The sequence below is a fragment of the Pedobacter sp. BS3 genome, from assembly GCF_008274585.1.
GTDB lineage: Bacteria > Bacteroidota > Bacteroidia > Sphingobacteriales > Sphingobacteriaceae > Hufsiella_A.
On sequence record NZ_VTRT01000002.1, the window covers coordinates 103,135 to 119,768 of the forward strand.

The 16,634-nt window shown below is 41.7% G+C and carries 22 protein-coding genes; 7 read left to right on the forward strand and 15 right to left on the reverse strand.

The annotated features are described in order from the left end of the window. Positions 1-75: 75 nt before the first annotated feature. The 8 genes from FW774_RS06040 to FW774_RS06070 are packed head-to-tail and all read right to left on the reverse strand — an operon-like array spanning position 76 to position 2,965. Positions 76-825 carry an HNH endonuclease gene (locus tag FW774_RS06040; protein WP_149347280.1) on the reverse strand — a complete coding sequence of 250 codons (750 nt, stop codon included), beginning with the start codon at positions 823-825 and terminating at the stop codon, positions 76-78. Beyond that, entirely contained in the window at positions 791-1,750 is a 960-nt protein-coding gene (locus FW774_RS06045) for an ATP-binding protein (protein WP_149347281.1), read from the reverse strand. Before FW774_RS06045 ends, FW774_RS06040 begins: the two co-directional genes overlap by 35 nt. Positions 1,751-1,761: 11 nt before the next feature. Continuing rightward, a complete protein-coding gene (locus FW774_RS20370) occupies positions 1,762-1,905 on the reverse strand; it encodes a hypothetical protein (RefSeq protein ID WP_187774829.1) in 144 nt (47 codons plus the stop codon). Beyond that, complete coding sequence (locus FW774_RS06050) at positions 1,902-2,087, reverse strand: hypothetical protein (RefSeq protein ID WP_149347282.1); 186 nt, start codon at positions 2,085-2,087, stop codon at positions 1,902-1,904. Before FW774_RS06050 ends, FW774_RS20370 begins: the two co-directional genes overlap by 4 nt. 1 nt (position 2,088) lies before the next feature. Then, positions 2,089-2,322 (reverse strand): hypothetical protein, encoded by a 234-nt coding sequence (locus FW774_RS06055; protein ID WP_149347283.1) that lies wholly within the window; start codon positions 2,320-2,322, stop codon positions 2,089-2,091. Beyond that, complete coding sequence (locus FW774_RS06060; protein ID WP_149347284.1) at positions 2,306-2,500, reverse strand: hypothetical protein; 195 nt, start codon at positions 2,498-2,500, stop codon at positions 2,306-2,308. Before FW774_RS06060 ends, FW774_RS06055 begins: the two co-directional genes overlap by 17 nt. 57 nt (positions 2,501-2,557) lie before the next feature. Further along, positions 2,558-2,749, reverse strand: coding sequence for a hypothetical protein (locus FW774_RS06065; protein WP_149347285.1), 192 nt, complete (start codon positions 2,747-2,749; stop codon positions 2,558-2,560). Continuing rightward, positions 2,750-2,965, reverse strand: a complete 216-nt coding sequence (locus FW774_RS06070; RefSeq protein ID WP_149347286.1) for a hypothetical protein — start codon at positions 2,963-2,965, stop codon at positions 2,750-2,752. Between the two features lie 136 nt (positions 2,966-3,101). On the opposite strand from FW774_RS06070, the gene FW774_RS06075 reads away from it, so the two are divergent. Next, a complete protein-coding gene (locus FW774_RS06075; protein ID WP_149347287.1) occupies positions 3,102-3,506 on the forward strand; it encodes a hypothetical protein in 405 nt (134 codons plus the stop codon). A gap of 52 nt (positions 3,507-3,558) precedes the next feature. Continuing rightward, positions 3,559-4,014 carry a hypothetical protein gene (locus FW774_RS06080; RefSeq protein WP_149347288.1) on the forward strand — a complete coding sequence of 152 codons (456 nt, stop codon included), beginning with the start codon at positions 3,559-3,561 and terminating at the stop codon, positions 4,012-4,014. Between the two features lie 90 nt (positions 4,015-4,104). Here FW774_RS06080 and FW774_RS06085 read toward each other — a convergent pair whose 3' ends face one another. Together FW774_RS06085 and FW774_RS06090 are read right to left on the reverse strand one after the other, a co-directional pair. Then, positions 4,105-4,404 carry a hypothetical protein gene (locus FW774_RS06085; RefSeq protein ID WP_149347289.1) on the reverse strand — a complete coding sequence of 100 codons (300 nt, stop codon included), beginning with the start codon at positions 4,402-4,404 and terminating at the stop codon, positions 4,105-4,107. A 77-nt stretch (positions 4,405-4,481) separates the two neighbouring features. Then, a complete protein-coding gene (locus tag FW774_RS06090) occupies positions 4,482-4,832 on the reverse strand; it encodes a hypothetical protein (protein ID WP_149347290.1) in 351 nt (116 codons plus the stop codon). Between the two features lie 522 nt (positions 4,833-5,354). Here FW774_RS06090 and FW774_RS06095 point away from each other — a divergent pair. Further along, positions 5,355-5,930, forward strand: a complete 576-nt coding sequence (locus tag FW774_RS06095; protein ID WP_149347291.1) for an RNA polymerase sigma factor — start codon at positions 5,355-5,357, stop codon at positions 5,928-5,930. 99 nt (positions 5,931-6,029) lie between these two features. Here the strand turns inward: FW774_RS06095 and FW774_RS20855 are convergent, their stop codons facing one another. Both FW774_RS20855 and FW774_RS20635 read right to left on the reverse strand, forming a co-directional pair. Further along, positions 6,030-6,209 carry a hypothetical protein gene (locus FW774_RS20855; RefSeq protein ID WP_410522727.1) on the reverse strand — a complete coding sequence of 60 codons (180 nt, stop codon included), beginning with the start codon at positions 6,207-6,209 and terminating at the stop codon, positions 6,030-6,032. A gap of 29 nt (positions 6,210-6,238) precedes the next feature. Then, positions 6,239-6,400 (reverse strand): hypothetical protein, encoded by a 162-nt coding sequence (locus FW774_RS20635; protein ID WP_242457751.1) that lies wholly within the window; start codon positions 6,398-6,400, stop codon positions 6,239-6,241. A gap of 414 nt (positions 6,401-6,814) precedes the next feature. On the opposite strand from FW774_RS20635, the gene purB reads away from it, so the two are divergent. Beyond that, entirely contained in the window at positions 6,815-8,158 is a 1,344-nt protein-coding gene (gene purB / locus FW774_RS06105) for an adenylosuccinate lyase (RefSeq protein WP_149347292.1), read from the forward strand. An 82-nt stretch (positions 8,159-8,240) separates the two neighbouring features. Beyond that, positions 8,241-8,792: a NifU family protein gene (locus FW774_RS06110; protein ID WP_149347293.1), complete on the forward strand. Its 552-nt coding sequence runs from the start codon at positions 8,241-8,243 to the stop codon at positions 8,790-8,792. Positions 8,793-8,871: 79 nt separating this feature from the next. On the opposite strand, the gene FW774_RS06115 is transcribed toward FW774_RS06110, so the two are convergent. Then, positions 8,872-10,188, reverse strand: a complete 1,317-nt coding sequence (locus tag FW774_RS06115) for an OmpA family protein (protein ID WP_149347294.1) — start codon at positions 10,186-10,188, stop codon at positions 8,872-8,874. A 370-nt stretch (positions 10,189-10,558) separates the two neighbouring features. On the opposite strand from FW774_RS06115, the gene FW774_RS06120 reads away from it, so the two are divergent. Both FW774_RS06120 and queG read left to right on the forward strand, forming a co-directional pair. Next, positions 10,559-11,347 (forward strand): Fic family protein, encoded by a 789-nt coding sequence (locus FW774_RS06120; protein ID WP_149347295.1) that lies wholly within the window; start codon positions 10,559-10,561, stop codon positions 11,345-11,347. A gap of 9 nt (positions 11,348-11,356) precedes the next feature. After that, a complete protein-coding gene (gene queG, locus FW774_RS06125) occupies positions 11,357-12,289 on the forward strand; it encodes a tRNA epoxyqueuosine(34) reductase QueG (protein ID WP_149347296.1) in 933 nt (310 codons plus the stop codon). A 290-nt stretch (positions 12,290-12,579) separates the two neighbouring features. Here queG and mutS read toward each other — a convergent pair whose 3' ends face one another. Continuing rightward, a complete protein-coding gene (gene mutS / locus FW774_RS06130; RefSeq protein WP_149347297.1) occupies positions 12,580-15,189 on the reverse strand; it encodes a DNA mismatch repair protein MutS in 2,610 nt (869 codons plus the stop codon). Between the two features lie 333 nt (positions 15,190-15,522). Continuing rightward, positions 15,523-16,569: a LacI family DNA-binding transcriptional regulator gene (locus FW774_RS06135; protein WP_149347298.1), complete on the reverse strand. Its 1,047-nt coding sequence runs from the start codon at positions 16,567-16,569 to the stop codon at positions 15,523-15,525. Between the last annotated feature and the right edge of the window lie 65 nt (positions 16,570-16,634).

Below are 16,634 nucleotides of genomic sequence, written 5' to 3' on the forward strand. Positions count from 1 at the left end.
CCATCAGCTGTAGGATGTTCAAAATAACATCCACATAATTGACAGCAACTGCCATCAATTATATCTTCAGCCATCTCACCCATTGATCGCCTCCTCTTGCTGATCCATAGCAAACACCTTCTTATCCGTTATAAGATGCCGGTGCATTTCCAGAAAATTAATAAGGTGCATGCAGTGACTTTTCAATCTCTCAATATCACGCTCCGGGTTATACACATACTCTTCCACGTAGATATTACTAAAGTCAGTGATGTGATACCGGAACTTTGTTACAGGAATACCTTGCTGGTTGAGAGTAAAAGGATAAACCAGATGTTGGTAATTGTGAAGAAACTTTGGAAAGTCATATTTATCCGTAGTCTTAATATCAGTCACAATATCGCCTTCAAGCTCATCCAGGTTACCATAAAGCTCTACCAAGCCTAAAGGCGTATCCAGATATCCTACAGTTCTAAGTTGAGGTATAGCATTTTTATAAGCCTCAGCAAATGCAAACACAACCGCTGGTTTAAAATCAAACATCCAGGTACCGCCATCATTTGACGTATGTATGTATCTGATAACCTGATTATTTCTGACGATTCGCTCAGACAATAAACCATCGTCATACAATGACTGAATTTTACCCGCTGCTACCAGATCAACCAAGTTGTTGAAGGCAGTTCCCTTTTCAGCTTTCTCGCTGATAAAAGGCACCCGGTTAATCTTATCAATAAACTCCTGGAAGGTGCTATATTCATTGTTCAGATAATAATGAAACGAATCTAACAGCGTAGCGTAAAACTTATATTTAGGCTGAAACTGGTTGCTGTTTTGAAAGTTCATATTGCTGTTCTTTAGGGTTGAAGACTAATTTTAATGAGTTGGTCTTTTCCTTGAAAAGACGGCCTGCCTGAAGTTTTGAATCCCAAACATGCTCAACACCTGATACCCACTTCACAAAGTCGTTTGCTGTTGAAGCATCTGTAATGGAATCGATCTGCTCCCTGATTACATCCATCAGGGAATTATAATTAGCAGTGAACTGCTTTCTGCTTTCCAGATATTTCTGATAGCTTACGATGATGGTTGTAAGGAGCTCATTTGGTTTATCCTGGAGTGCATTCCCGGTAGAATCAATTAATACAGGTAGCTCGATGGTACTCGGTAGGTTGCAAGTATTCTTACCGTAAAACTTCTCACAAGGGTTAAATGAGATAGTTCTCTTCAGGCCTTTAGCTTCCATATAGCCAACCAGGTCAAGTTCTTTAACCAGGTCACCGGAAGATGATCCACCAATCTCCGGGCGGATGATCTTTTGCTCACCATCTTTGTCTTCCTTGTCATGAGCAATGAAAATAAGATGCTTGCCAAGGAACTCAACTTGCTTCAGGAAGTTGATGAACATGATCTTTCTGGCACCGTATCCCTGAAGCGTTAGTGAGCCGTCAGCTTTGCCGAGCTTAGGATCTGTCTTTATCAGGTATAAAGACATGAAGTCTAACATCTTTCCGGCCGTATCAATCACAATGCTCTTGTAAGCTGACAGGTCATCTTTCAAAACCTCCTGTACATCTTCCCACGTATCAACCTGCAAAGTATCTTTGTGGTGTGCAGGGTTAATACGGTGCACACCTCTGTCAAAGTCAAGATGTAGCGGTGTTGGAGCCGATAGGCCAAGCGTACTCTTACCAAGACCAGGCTGGCCATAAATTAACGCTTTCAGTGTTTTCTGAACTTCCAGTTCAGCGGGTTTTCTAATTTTACTCATGGTACATTTGTTTATTTGGTGAAAAAATTATTTAGCAGTATTGTCGCTATCAGCAGAACAAATGCAATGATGATCATGGCTGATAAGATTGCTCCGTTTCGTTCTTCCCCGGGCCGCTTGCCCTGAGGATAGAAGTCCCAATCCTCATCGTTCATATTGTTGCGAAATAGAAGATTAAAAATCCGATCAGAATGAAGGCTATCCATACCAGAAAGGCCTTTGCTATTTTGATAACCGCAGCCTTAATTTCATCGGCCTGGCTAACCTTAAATTTGTTTTCTGTTTCCTCACCCCTGGTACTGATCCGGTAGTGAAGTGCGTAATGATTATCGCTCATGTTATCCTGCCTTTTCAAGTTCAAACTTTAAATCAGCTTCCATCTCAGCCACAAGATCATCGTACCCTCTCTTTTTAGCTATCTCAATCCACGATTGAGCGGCTGAGTCTACAGTAGCATGATCAAACATATTCCTGATGGTGTGTCTGATCATCTCTTCCAGGTGCTGTTTGTTCTCATCGACCATTCGGTCAAGCTGCTGCTTGAAGTAATCTGTGTTATTCGTAATCAGCATCTTCTACCTCCTCTCTTTCGGGAATGTGTCCATAGTCGTTTTTTTCGTCGAAAATGTCCCGGCATGAGTCTGTACAAAACCGGTGATTGAACCGCAGGTAATAATTGTGCGGATTGATCTTGCCACCACAGGTATAGCAGTGGGTAAGATCGTGGTCGATAAGAGATTTTTTACTCATATTTGTCATGGCTTGAATTGATAATTGTGATCGATTATTTTATTCAGGTACATTTGTTTAAAGGGCTTTGGCCCGGGCCGGTAGCTGGTAACTACCGGCTTTTTGTTTTCTTATCCTCGCATTATGCTGTTCAATAAATGCTCTTTTTAATGCAGCCAGGTATTCCGGATCCTTGTGTAAAGGCAGTTTAGCTGCTGGCTTCTCAACCGGCATCTCCTCTTCATCCTGTATCCAGTCTACGTATAGCATCTATGCGGTAACCCTGGATGTGTACTCAATACCTTTAAGGGCTTTAATTATCCGCCTTGCTTCACCGATAACTTTGGGATTATAATTTGATTTAATCCTGGTTAGCTCATTGTTTATGGTGCTGCGGTTAATTCCGGTAGTTTCATGAATCAGGGCGGCCAGGTTTCGCGGCCCGTTCTCCCTGAAAAAAACTAACTCATCTGCTTCGACTTTCATTTGATACTCTATATTTGTGTTGAACTGATTTGTTGAAACAAATATAATGTAGAAAATTCTACATATCAAATTGATATTAATAGATTTTTCTACACAATCTCACAACTATTTGATTTTCAACCTATAAATTTTTAAAATGGATTTAGAAAATTCTACACAATCTGATAGACTCATACAGTATATTGAATACAAAGGCTATTCGTTCAGAAAGGCTGAAAGATTATTAGGCTTAGGTAACGGTACCATAGGCAAACTAAAAGGTGAGTTAAAGCCTATAATTGTAGATGCGATAGTAAATACATTCCCGGATATAAATAGGAGATGGTTGGAAACTGGAGAAGGAGATTTAGAGAAGCCGCCAGGCTCTACTGGATCAGACAGGGATGAGCTCATTAAAACCCAGAGAGATTTTATAGAAAATCTAAAAAATGACAAAATGGAGCTCAAGGCGGAAAATCAGGCCCTGAAGGAAGAAATAAGGAGTTTGAGAAGACAACTGGAAGAGCTGCAACCTAATGTAAATGCCAGCCGTGCGGGTTAAAGGTTGTGTATATTAATAAAGATATTATAATTTAGCTTAAAATTTACATGCTATGAGAAAATTTTTACTTATTGCATTTATCGCTGTAGCAGCTACAGCCTGCAAAAAAGATAAAGATGATAGTCCTTCAGATCTGCTTATCGGCACCTGGGTGCAAACAAAATTCAAAGTCGATTATTATGACGAGAATGACCAGATTAAAATTAGTGAGAGTGATGAGGATGTGTCTTATTTAAAATTTGATGGTTCTAATTGCCAGGGAACCTCAGGTAGTGGTAACACGGATAATTCAGCTTACACCATTACAAGTGAAAACGGTAAGAAATATATCAGCTTTGCTAACCCTGAATTTTCAGATTTTCCAAAATTTGAGATTACCACACTAACTAAATCAAGTCTTGTATTTAAGGTTGAGAGACCACATGAAGTATACCTATACGAAGACACTAATGTTTCATGGGAGTCTGAAAAGGCAGTCTATACAGCTGAATATACTAAACAACAATGATTGTTATTGCCGGCATAATTGTTTTAATAGCTGTAGCCTGGTTCTGGATGAGATGGATCCGGAGCTTGTATGTTTTAATATGGAGTAAGGTCAGGTTAAGAAAAGCCAGGAAGCATTACCGGCAAATACATGAGAAGTATATCCTGGATGAGAGCCATAGAGCGAAGCTGATAGCCCTAAAAAATCTTTATAAATGAGCGCTTTAAAAAAAATAATAGCTGACCGGCTGACTGACTGGGAGTCAGAAATCGGAAGCGAAAAAGCCGCTTTAAAGCTCAAAATAGCTGGTTTAGATAATAAAAGACCTTTGGACGAGGGTTCGAATCCCTCCGGCTCCACCACACGGGGCAAATGAAATTCAGTTTCATTTGCCCACTTTTTTGACTTCATCGAAGTAATAGATCTTATTGTATGGCATCAATAGGCATCCTGCAAAATAGTCTGCTTCTAATTCGATTGGATCGCTCTTACTGATGTCCGTAATTGAACCATGTGGTTCCAATACCATTTTGCAAACCAATACGATGTTCGTTTATATAATAGTGGGCAATTTCATGAGCCAGACTAAATCTTCCCCCGGTAGTATCTAAACTGTTCCTTCGGTCGATATTAAGGTAAATATGAAATTCTCCTTCATCGAAAACCAGCATCCTATCAAAGAAATTCTCATAATGGTCAATATAGAGGTTGATCTGCTCAAATTCAACGATCAAATCAAGTTCGGTTACATTCTTAACTGAAAATTGGGCTGAAACGAAATCCGCTATCCTACTCAGTTCCTTTTTCCGATGATCCGCTATTTTCTTTTGATCTTCCATCCTGGTTCTTCTTCATTTTGTCCAAAATATATTGTGGAATTGTCGACCCCTTTCCGGCAACCATTTTCAAAGGAATAATATCTTTTCCTCTGCCTCTTTTTTTAAGGGTATTATCCGAGTTTTCAATGTTCCTTTGAAAATCTTATCGAAATTAACTTGAAAATCAGAAACATCTTCCGATTCATCTGGATAAAGTTTATCAAAACGAGCCAACTCAAGCTCATTCCGTGGAAACAAAAATCCAGTGGAAGCCAACCATTCGGTTATGTTTTAAGGAGTGATATGTAATTTATTTTGAGCCATAAATAATAATTAAATTTATTATTTCAATAGATTTACCCCTTCTTTTGGATATTTTAGATGCTGAAAATAAAGCATTTCAGCTGTAAAATTTATGCTAATAAGACAACAGGTAGTTTGTTATATTTGTTTTCTATAAAGTGTTGATATTGGGCTTGGATGTTGATTAAAGTAAAAATTATTAATTTTAGCATTGGCAAAGGGTAAAGAACTTTCTGGATATTGGACTGCTTTTGTAGAAGAAGGGGTGAGGATGCTTTTTATAAATTATATACCCATTATCATGACTATTTTACCTATCTGGGCCTGCGTAAAAATGTAAATTCTGTAAAAGTTAAAGACTGTATAAATGACCTTTTTCTATACCTCTTTGAAAAGAGAGAAAAACTGGTTAATGTTGCAGACCACCACAATTATCTGGTAACGGCCTTTGTTAGAAAATTGTTTAAAAAAGAGCATTTGAGCATTGCTGAAGAACTCGAAGCTTTAAATTTATCAGATGTGCCTTTCCTTCCATCTGTGGAAACCGAATTTATAGTTCAAAATACAAAAACACATATATCGGCGCTGCTCAAAAAACATATCGACAGGCTATCCCATAGCCAGGCCCAGATGATATACCAAAAATTTTATATAGGGCTTTCTTATGAAGAAATTTCCATCTCAAATGGAATTAGTGTGAAAACTGCTTATAATACGATATATAATGCAGTAGAAAAACTCAAAAAAGTTGTTGGTAAAGAATATCTGGAAGCATTATTGGCAATTACCCTTTTAGGATTGACATTTATTTTTTAAAAAAATATAGGTAAAATTTCCTGTGTGCTGCTCTTTTATATCTAGAAATGAAGATTAATGAACAAAAATAGGTTAGAGAAAAATAAAGTATTTTTAATTTTAATAATCGGCCGAGATCGTGCTGCCATCACAGAAGTAGTTCTCCATTCTGATGTAACCATGATCCATTAAAAACAAAAGCATCTGCTGAAATAGCTGTTTTATTGCTTCCTTTGCCTTTGAACTGCGAAAGTTATTGATTGTTCGGAAATCAGGTCGGCTCATGCCCGATAACCACATAAAGTGAATATCCTGCCGAAAAGATTTAGCTATCTTACGCCCGTATAGATTTTTACACTGTAAGCATACAGTAGTAGCTTCAACAGCATCCGCGGATGATAAGCTGTCGTTCCTCCGCCTTTGTATTGGTTTATCAGACCGCTGATGTCCAGCGAATCCACTACCCGGTTAACTACTCTTACCAGGATCATGTCCCCCGATTAACTCACCTAACGAAGGAGGCAATAATAGAATTTGTTACGGCTGGTAACGTTTGAATTGTGCTGAACTTTGTATCTTAGCCATATAGTAAATTTCTTTCGCACTTAAATTTACCAAACAGCCGCTACTTTTTCAAGCAACGGCTGTAATTTTTATTCCCTTTTTGGTCAGCCCTCCCAACTATCAAACTCAAAACTATGTACAGCACTGCCCCACTCTATCTAAACCGGATGGCAGCGGATACCGGCCTGTGACTAAGGCCTTGCAGGCGTATGAGCGTACAGCCGGACTACCGGAACCCATCATTACAGAACCCTGCTTTTCTAAAACCCTCCGGACTAACAGTTTATAACGGGTAAGCCGATAACCGCAAAAAAATGTAACTTTGCCGCAAATTTTAACCCATGAATGTTTCTGCTCTATATGCCATTACCCCTATTGATGGCCGTTACCGGAATACTACACAGGAGTTATCTGCCTATTTTTCTGAAGCGGCATTGATAGAATACCGTGTGTATATTGAAATTGAGTATTTTATTGCACTTTGCGAGCTGCCTTTACCACAGCTAAGCCATTTTGATAAGAGCTGTTACGCCGACTTACGGAAGATCTACGAGCGTTTTCACCAGGACGATGCAGAACGTGTGAAAAGTATTGAAAAAACTACCAATCACGATGTAAAAGCGGTTGAATATTTCATCAAGGAGAAATTTGATGCGCTGGGTTTGGCGCAGTATAAAGAGTTCATTCACTTCGGGCTGACATCGCAGGATATTAACAATACCGCTATACCTCATTCGTTTAAGCTGGCTATTGAGAAAACGTATCTGCCGGCCATTAATGAGCTTCGTGCCGCCTTACAGAAGCTGGCTAACGAGTGGGCCGGTATTCCCTTGCTGGCGCATACACATGGTCAGCCGGCTTCGCCAACACGCCTGGGCAAAGAGATCATGGTATTTATTGAGCGGCTGGATAACCAGCTAAACCTGCTTAACCATATCCCGTTTTCGGCAAAGTTTGGCGGTGCAACCGGCAATTTCAATGCGCACCATATTGCTTATCCGGAAATAGACTGGGTAATATTCGGGAACAACTTTGTAAACAAGAATTTAAAGCTAAACCGCTCGCAATACACCACGCAGATTGAGCATTACGATAATTTTGCGGCTCATTGCGATGCGCTGAAACGTATTAATAATATCCTGCTTGATTTAGACCGCGACATGTGGACGTATATCTCCATGAACTATTTCAAGCAGAAAATAAAGGCAGGGGAAGTAGGCTCATCGGCTATGCCGCATAAGGTTAACCCGATAGATTTTGAGAACTCTGAAGGTAACCTGGGACTGGCCAACGCCATGTTTGAGCATCTGGCAGCCAAGCTGCCGGTTTCGCGTTTACAGCGTGACCTGACCGACTCAACCGTATTAAGAAATATTGGCGTACCTTTGGCGTATACGCTTATTGCGATAAAGTCAACCTTGCGGGGATTGAACAAGCTGCTGCTGAATGAGGCTGCCATAAACCGCGATCTGGAAGATAACTGGGCTGTTGTAGCCGAAGCGATACAAACTATTTTACGCCGCGAAGGCTACCCCAATCCGTACGAAACGCTGAAAGACCTTACCCGTACCCATCAGCAGGTAAACGCACAAACCATTGCCGAATTTGTAGATACGCTACAGGTATCAGATAGCGTTAAGGAAGAAATTAAGCGCATTTCACCGGCAAATTATACGGGTGTATAACAGTCATTGTGATGTAAAACCTGGCAGACAGCACCCGGTACTGACAAATTCTTAATAATTTTGTAGTCTAAAATTTCAGGCAATGACTATAAATGTATATACCGAATCTACTCCGAACCCGGCAACCATGAAGTTCCTGGTTAATAAGCTGTTAATAAACGGCAGTGTAGATTATCCAACCCGCGAAAGTGCTGAACGGTCGCCTTTTGCATCAGAATTGTTCAAATTCAGTTTTGTGAATGGCGTGTTCTTTGCCAGCAACTTTGTTACCATTACCAAAACAGATGATACGGACTGGAATGATGTGGAAGAAATACTGAAAGCCTTTGTAAAGGGTGCTGTTGAATCTGAGCTTGCCATAAAACCCGACGAACAAGCCGAAGCCACACAATTTGAAGGCGATGAAACAGAAGTAAAGATACAGCAGATATTACATGATTATGTTCGCCCGGCGGTAGAACAGGACGGCGGCGCTATTCACTACAAATCATTTGACAATGGCGTAGTTACCGTAGAGCTCAGAGGTTCCTGCAGCGGCTGTCCGTCATCAACCATTACCTTAAAAGCAGGTATTGAAAGCCTGTTAAAACGTATGGTTCCCGGAGTTACTGAAGTAATTTCCGAAGCGATGTAAATTCAAATCCCAAGTTTATACCATAAAAAAGCCACTCTAATCAGAGTGGCTTTTTTATTCAGCAATGTAGGTTACACTTTTAGTAAAGCGTAAATTCTACACGGCGGTTTTGCTGACGGCCTTCGGCTGTTGCGTTTGAAGCAATAGGCTGTGTTTCGCCATAACCCACGGCTTCTATACGTGAAGCATTGGCGCCTTTGCTTACCAGGTATGATTTTACAGACTCGGCACGGTCTTTAGACAGCTTCATGTTAGCGGCATCACTACCTACATTATCAGTATGTCCGGCTAATTTCAGACTGAAGTTTTTACGTACCAATAATTCAGCTACGCGATCAAGTGTAGGATATGATTTGGCACGAATAGTAGATTTTCCGAAATCAAATTCCAGGTTCTGGATAGCATCACGAACTACTTTACGATCTTCCTCGGTAATAATTACCTTGTTGGTTTGTACCGGCAGCGGACATCCGGAACCATCTACTTTAGTTCCCTGTGGAGTATCGGCACATTTATCCAGCTTGTCTATTACACCGTCACCATCGGTATCAGCTAAAGCAGCGTTCAGTTGCTGTTTCATATCAGCCAACTGCTGGGCGGTATTGGCTTTTTCGGCAGCCAGTTCATCGCGTAAAGCCTGGTCTTGCGCTACATAATCATCGTACATTACCTTAACGGGATTATGAGCCGCTAACTGTGGTTTTGATGAACTGCCCAGGGCAAATTCCAAACCGATGTGGCCGTAACCAAACCTGTCGTTAGTAGTACCCAGGTTATAACCATCCACATTATCCACATTGGCAAAGTTCATGGTGTAACCTAAATCAAGATTGATACCCTTGGATAACAGGAATTTAAACCCGGCTCCTATCGGGAAATACAGCTCATGCTGGTTATCGCCTGCATAAACTTCGGTTTTCGTTCCGCTGTTATCAACCAGGTACGGATTGTAAGCCAGAATACCGGCACCGGCAGTAATGTAAGGGATCATCACGCTTTTATCGTGCATGAAATTTACGTTAGCGAGGTTTACTTCGCCACTTAATGCACCGGCCCAGTTTAAATCGGTTTGAAACGATGAATAAGCACCATCGCGTGATTTGGTAGCTTCGAGCTTACCGCGAAGGAAATCGGCCCGGATACCAATACTGTGATTAATTTGCTTTTTAATGTAAGCCCCATAACCAATATCAACCTTAGCTCCGCTAAAGTCTTCTTTACCGAAAAATAAGTTTGGTGTTAAAACTCCGCCATGTACGCCTAACGACCATGTACGATAAGAACTGGCCGGAGCAAAAGGTTTAATGGTTTGGGTAGATGCATCCTGTGCAAACAACTGAGTTGATAAAAATACTCCACTTGCTAATAATGAAGTTTTAATTAAATAACTTTTCATAATTTTCAATTTTAAGGTACGGCTTTCGTAATATGTTGCCATAATTGCCATTTACTATAACAAAACCCTGCCAGTTGTAAAGATGCTAACGGGATTCACTATATTTTTTGCATCATAATTTTTTGATTATCAACCGGTAACAAATATTATAGAATGCTCACGGTTGCGATATCAGGCCATTGGCGGAAGTGTGTATTTTGACTTCAATTCTATACAGCCGGTGTATCAATTATCGGCTATATGGACAATAAAGAGAGGACAATGGACAATGGATAATGGATAATGGATAATGGACAATCTCAACTATCAGTTGTCAGTTGTCAACTGTCAACTGTCAATTAAACCAACAAATGGATATATTTGCACCTGAGTGAAACGTTTTGATTTACATATTATACCGCTTGATTTGCTTGAAGTGTACAAAGAAACAGTTGGCAAAACTACCAGGCAAACATTTGAAAATCTGCATGATAGCGAACTAAGTATTCAAACATTCAGTTTTTACACATCCGTATCAGCTGTTTTCTCCTCAAAGATTGAAGGAGAGAGCATAGAACTTGACTCTTTTATCAAACATAAGCGGTTTGGTGTAAAGTATCGGCCGGATTATACCCGGAAAATTGACGATCTGTACAATGCCTATGTATTCGCACAGCAAAACAAACTTACACCTGCTACCCTCGCAAAAGCTCATGCCCTGCTTACCCTGCATATTTTACAAAAATCGCAACAGGGAAAATTCAGACAGGGAAATATGTTTGTTGCTACTGACGATGGAAAAATTGAATACATAGCCCCTCCTCCGGAACTGGTAAATACCGAAATGCAAAAACTTTATACAGATATATCTACACTTCTTTTAAACGATTTGACTTTTGAAGAAGTGCTGTTTTTTGCTTCATTACTACATCTGGTATTTGTAAAAATACATCCTTTTGAAGATGGTAACGGCAGAATGGCAAGATTGCTGGAAAAATGGTTTATTACCCAAAAATCAGGTGAAAACGCGTGGTTTATCCAATCCGAAAAATATTATTATGATCAGCATGCCGCTTATTATGCTAATATCCGCCGTCTGGGTATTGAATACAATGAATTAAATTACGGGGAAGCATTACCATTTTTAAACATGCTGCCTGACAGCCTGTTATCAAAATAAAAGCTAAAAATGAAGTCTCAGCTTTCCGCACACAGCAAATTCATTAAAGAAAAAGCCAACGAATTAGGCTTCTTTTTTTGTGGCATTGCCAAGGCTGATTTCCTGGAAACCGAAGCTCCGCGACTTGAGAACTGGCTTAAGAACGACTATCATGGCGAAATGAGCTATATGGAAAACCATTTTGATAAACGCCTTGATCCGCGGAAACTGGTAGAGGGCGCAAAATCGGTTATTTCGCTGGCGCTGAATTATTATCCCGGCGAGCAACAGCTGTCAGATTTGAAAATATCCAAGTACGCCTATGGTGAAGATTATCATTTTGTCATAAAAGATAAATTGTTTCAATTGCTTACCGCGATACAGGAAGAGATCGGCGAAGTGCATGGCCGGGCTTTTGTAGACTCTGCGCCTGTTTTAGACAGGGCCTGGGCGCAAAAGGCCGGTTTTGGCTGGATAGGAAAAAATGCTAACCTGATCAGCAAACAGGCAGGCTCATTTTTTTTCCTGGCCGAACTGATCGTGGATATAGTGCTGGAGTACGATAATCCGACGGTAAAGGATTATTGCGGAAGCTGCACCCGCTGCATGGATGCCTGTCCTACCGATGCCATTGTTGCACCTTATGTTGTCGATGGCAGCCGCTGTATATCCTACCTTACTATCGAACTAAAAAATGAGATCCCTGCGGAGTTCCAGGGAAAAATGGATAACTGGATATTTGGTTGCGATATCTGCCAGGACGTTTGCCCGTGGAACCGTTTTTCGTCTCCCCACCAGGAAGAGCGTTTTTTACCCCATACCGGTATCCTGAACTTAACCGACTGGGAAGAGCTGACGGAAGATACGTTTAAGAAAATCTTTAAAAATTCACCTGTTAAGCGCACAAAATATACAGGCATCAAACGGAATGTAGCGTTTGTAAAAAGAACGGATAGGATCTGACGGCCTAAAAAGATATTACACAATATCTGGATTTATTAATTGCTATTTTTTTGAAAAGCAAGGTTTGGTAACTATCGGCTCCGATAGCCCGGCTTTACGCTTATACGCCTGCAGCCTGCCCCCGATACCTCTTGGGGGCCTAACCGCACAAGGCCGGTGTCCGCTCCAATCCGGTTTAGCTAACCCAAGACAATGCAAAAATATAAGCAAGTTTTTTATACCGGAGTTCCAGTACCTTCTAAATCTTACAGTAACCTTTTTTACTTTTTAATTTTGACTTTTTACTTAACCTACGTTTTCAGCAGCCGCTGTATCTCGTCTAATTTCATCAGCGCTTCCACCGGCGTAAGCGTATTAACATCCAGGTTATTCAACAAATCCCGGATTTTCACCAGAACAGGGTCATCAATAGAGAACATCTGCAACTGGTAAGCCTGCTGCTGCACTTTTTTAATGCTGTCCTTGATATTTTCGCCGCCGGTACGTTCCTGCTCAAGCCGTTTCAATATTTCGGTTGCCCGGTTTATCAGCTTCGGAGGCATTCCGGCCATCTTAGCAACATGGATACCAAAGCTATGCTCGCTGCCTCCCGGAACCAGCTTACGCAGAAAGATAACTTTATTACCAACTTCTTTTACCGATACATTGTAATTTTTAATCCGTGGAAACGATGTTGACAGTTCATTGAGCTCGTGATAATGTGTAGCAAACAAGGTCTTAGCCCGTGCCGATGGTTGATTATGGAGAAATTCTGCAATAGCCCAGGCAATGGAAATACCGTCGTAAGTAGATGTTCCGCGACCAATTTCATCCAGCAAAATGAGACTTTTATCCGAAAGGTTGTTCAGGATGCTGGCAGTCTCGTTCATCTCTACCATGAAGGTAGATTCGCCCGAAGACAGGTTATCCGATGCGCCTACCCGGGTAAATATTTTATCGACCAGCCCAATCTGCGCCTCTTTTGCCGGAACAAAGCATCCCATTTGTGCCATCAGCACAATCAACCCGGTTTGGCGTAACAAAGCCGATTTACCGGCCATATTTGGCCCTGTGATGATGATGATCTGCTGATTTTCGGCATCCAGGTAAACATCGTTGGTAATATAATCTTCACCTACCGGCAGATTTCTTTCAATAACCGGATGCCGGCCACCTTTTATATCCAGCACATTACTATCTTCAATAACCGGCCTTACATAGTAATTTTTCAGGGCAACAACCGCAAAACAAAGCAGCACATCGAGCTGAGCTATTAACTGGGCATTCAGTTGGATAGGCTTAATATATTCAGCCAGATCGGCAATCAATGCGTTGTACAACTGGGTTTCAAGGGCCAGTATTTTTTCTTCGGCACCCAATATCTGCTCCTCGTACTCCTTTAATTCGGGCGTAATGTAACGCTCGGCATTCACTAGTGTTTGCTTCCGTATCCAGTCGGTGGGAACCTTATCCTTGTGTGTATGGGTTACTTCCAGGTAATAACCGAAAACATTATTAAATGCCACCTTTAAGGATGGAATGCCGGTAGCTTCGGCTTCACGCTTCTGTATCTCAACCAGGTAATCTTTCCCGCCAAAGGCGATCTTCCGTAGCCTGTCCAACTCTTCATTTACGCCATCGGCAATAACGCTGCCTTTAGCAAGAAGCGCCGGAGGTTCCGCCTGCAACTCTTTTTCTATCCGGTTACGGATTAACGAGCAGGGATTCAACTGTTCGGCGATAGTGCGCAACGCATCATTGCTGGCCTGCTCACAAAGCTGCTTGATACTCTCAATAGCATGCAATGCACGTTTTAGCTGGCAAACCTCACGGGGATTGGCCCGCTGTAATCCTATTTTTGAGATCAGGCGCTCTAAATCACCAATCTGCCGGATCTCATGCTCCAACTTTTCACGTAGTTCGCTCTCATTTACCAGGAACTCAACCACCTGTAAGCGTGCCTCAATAGGCTTTTTCTCCTTTAACGGCATCACTATCCAACGTCTCAGCAGCCTTGCACCCATGGGCGAGCAGGTTTGATCAAGCACATCAACCAGCGTTTGAGCATTCTCGTTAGGTGAGTGAACCAGCTCCAGGTTGCGGATGGTAAACCGATCAAGCCACATATACCGGTCTTCCTCAATGCGTGAAATAGCCGAAATATGCTGCAAATTGCGATGCTCCGTTTCATTGAGGTAATGCAACGCAACACCGGCCGCCGTTATGGCCGTATTTAACCGCTCGATACCAAAGCCTTTCAGCGATTTAACATCAAAATGTTTCAGCAGCGTTTCGGTAGCGTAATCGCCGCTATAGGGCCATTCATCCAGCGTATAAGTATAGAACCGGTCGCCAAATTGTTCAATAAAATCGCGGTAGCGGCTTTTCTGGAAGATTACTTCTCCGGGCTTAAAGCCCTGCAACAACTTATCAATATAATCGCGGTTTCCCTGCGCTACCAGAAATTCGCCGGTAGAAATATCAAGAAAGGAAATACCAATGGTACTTTTTTCAAAGAACAGTGAAGCCAGGTAATTATTAGACTTCTGCTGAACAATATTATCGCTATAAGCCACACCGGGCGTAACCAGCTCGGTAACACCACGTTTAACAATGGTTTTTACCGTTTTGGGATCTTCCAGCTGATCGCAGATAGCCACCCGCTGCCCTGCCCTGACTAATTTCGGGAGATAAGTTTCCAGTGAATGATGCGGAAATCCGGCCAGCTCAATGTGCGATGCCGAGCCATTAGCCCGCTTGGTTAACACAATACCCAGAATCCCCGCTGCCTTCACGGCATCATCTCCAAATGTTTCATAAAAATCGCCCACGCGGAACAACAGCAAGGCGCCGGGATACTTTGCCTTAATGGTGTTGTACTGCTGCATTAAAGGCGTTTCTTTAGATGCACTTTTAGCCAAAACTATCTTTATTTTAAGCCTGCTAAGTTAATTTTTTAGCGCTCATTAACGGCAACTTGTGGAAAAATGGATGGTTGTTGGTTTTTAGACAGTGGACAATGGATAGTGGATAGTGAATAGTGGATAGTGGATAGTGGATAGTAGCTAACGGCTAACAGCTAACGGCTAACGGCTAATGGCTAACGGCTAACAGCTAATGGCTAACGGCTAATGGCTAATGGCTAACAGCTAATGGCTAACAGCTAACAGCCAGTAGCTAATAACTAACAAACAATCCCAAAAGGATCGGACGGGATTTCACTCGCTCAACAACGAAAGACAAAAGACGAATAACTACAAAAAATAATTCAGATTCTCCCTGACCACAATGTCCAGGGGAAGGTATCTCAATGCCGGAACTTCTTTTTTAAACACCAGGTAATCGGTAAGATAAGAAATGCCCCAATACCCCTGTCCTTTCGGGTTCTGATTGATCAGGAAATTAATTGCTCCTTTATTCAGGTAGTCAATATTTTTCGGCACAAGGTCATAACCGGTTATTTTAATGTGTTTAATATTCCGTTGCTCCAGGTAAGCAGCAATTTCAAAGGCCTTGGAAGTGGTGACATAAATATGCTTCAAATCCGGATTTTTTGCGATAATATCATCGAGCTGCTGGTTAAATGCCTTCAGGTCCGGGCGACTTAACTCAGCCCGCAATATTGTATAGAACAAGTTGTTGTTCTGGAAGTAATCTTTAAAGCCTTGCTCTTTTTTTACCAGGTGGGCCGAATTGCTGAGATCTTCGTCAATGTGCGCAATAAGCACATGACATGGCTCTGGACTACCCTGGTGCACAAGCCTGCCGGCCACCTGTCCGCTCTGATAAGAATCCTGCCCGATGTAACTCAGCGGGTTAAACTCGGTTACCTGCGTATTGAAAATAGCAAAGGGTATCCGCATCTGCTTCCATTTTTCAAAAAATGCCAGCGTCTCCCTGTAAAAGATCGGCGAAAGCAGGATACCATCAGGCTTACCGGCCGTGATCTCAGCAGCTTTTTCCAGAAATATGTTTACATCATGCGGATCAAACCTATATAACCGGACGCTGATGCCATATCCACGCAGGTCTTTTTCAGCGTTTTCAATACCTAAACGGGCATCATCCCAATAGGGGTCTAATGTATAATCGGGTATTAAAGCCGCAATCCGGTAGGTTTTATTGCTTCCCAATGCACGGGCCATCAGGTTCGGCTCATAATTCAGCTCGTTGATGATCTTCAACACTTTTTCTCTCGCTTCCTCCGAAACCCGCCCACGTTTGTGTAACACTCTATCTACCGTTCCTGTTGACACTCCGGCTTTGAGCGCAATATCTTTGATACGTACCGATCTACTCATACTACGCAAATGTATTAATTACTTTAAAAACAGGGGCGATAATCTGTAAGAACAGGAATAAATCA

Excerpts from the sequence above, each read along its gene's own strand:
- purB (WP_149347292.1), top strand. The coding sequence starts at position 6,815 with ATGAATGTTTCTGCTCTATATGCCATTACCCCTATTGATGGCCGTTAC.
- FW774_RS06045 (WP_149347281.1), bottom strand. The coding sequence starts at position 1,750 with ATGAGTAAAATTAGAAAACCCGCTGAACTGGAAGTTCAGAAAACACTG.
- FW774_RS06070 (WP_149347286.1), bottom strand. The coding sequence starts at position 2,965 with ATGAAAGTCGAAGCAGATGAGTTAGTTTTTTTCAGGGAGAACGGGCCG.
- queG (WP_149347296.1), top strand. The coding sequence starts at position 11,357 with ATGAAGTCTCAGCTTTCCGCACACAGCAAATTCATTAAAGAAAAAGCC.
- FW774_RS06085 (WP_149347289.1), bottom strand. The coding sequence starts at position 4,404 with ATGAAGTCAAAAAAGTGGGCAAATGAAACTGAATTTCATTTGCCCCGT.
- FW774_RS20635 (WP_242457751.1), bottom strand. The coding sequence starts at position 6,400 with ATGATCCTGGTAAGAGTAGTTAACCGGGTAGTGGATTCGCTGGACATC.
- FW774_RS20855 (WP_410522727.1), bottom strand. The coding sequence starts at position 6,209 with ATGTGGTTATCGGGCATGAGCCGACCTGATTTCCGAACAATCAATAAC.
- FW774_RS06060 (WP_149347284.1), bottom strand. The coding sequence starts at position 2,500 with ATGAGTAAAAAATCTCTTATCGACCACGATCTTACCCACTGCTATACC.
- FW774_RS06135 (WP_149347298.1), bottom strand. The coding sequence starts at position 16,569 with ATGAGTAGATCGGTACGTATCAAAGATATTGCGCTCAAAGCCGGAGTG.
- FW774_RS06110 (WP_149347293.1), top strand. The coding sequence starts at position 8,241 with ATGACTATAAATGTATATACCGAATCTACTCCGAACCCGGCAACCATG.
- FW774_RS20370 (WP_187774829.1), bottom strand. The coding sequence starts at position 1,905 with ATGAACGATGAGGATTGGGACTTCTATCCTCAGGGCAAGCGGCCCGGG.
- FW774_RS06040 (WP_149347280.1), bottom strand. The coding sequence starts at position 825 with ATGAACTTTCAAAACAGCAACCAGTTTCAGCCTAAATATAAGTTTTAC.
- FW774_RS06080 (WP_149347288.1), top strand. The coding sequence starts at position 3,559 with ATGAGAAAATTTTTACTTATTGCATTTATCGCTGTAGCAGCTACAGCC.
- FW774_RS06075 (WP_149347287.1), top strand. The coding sequence starts at position 3,102 with ATGGATTTAGAAAATTCTACACAATCTGATAGACTCATACAGTATATT.
- FW774_RS06115 (WP_149347294.1), bottom strand. The coding sequence starts at position 10,188 with ATGAAAAGTTATTTAATTAAAACTTCATTATTAGCAAGTGGAGTATTT.
- FW774_RS06055 (WP_149347283.1), bottom strand. The coding sequence starts at position 2,322 with ATGCTGATTACGAATAACACAGATTACTTCAAGCAGCAGCTTGACCGA.
- FW774_RS06065 (WP_149347285.1), bottom strand. The coding sequence starts at position 2,749 with ATGCTATACGTAGACTGGATACAGGATGAAGAGGAGATGCCGGTTGAG.
- FW774_RS06050 (WP_149347282.1), bottom strand. The coding sequence starts at position 2,087 with ATGAGCGATAATCATTACGCACTTCACTACCGGATCAGTACCAGGGGT.
- FW774_RS06090 (WP_149347290.1), bottom strand. The coding sequence starts at position 4,832 with ATGGAAGATCAAAAGAAAATAGCGGATCATCGGAAAAAGGAACTGAGT.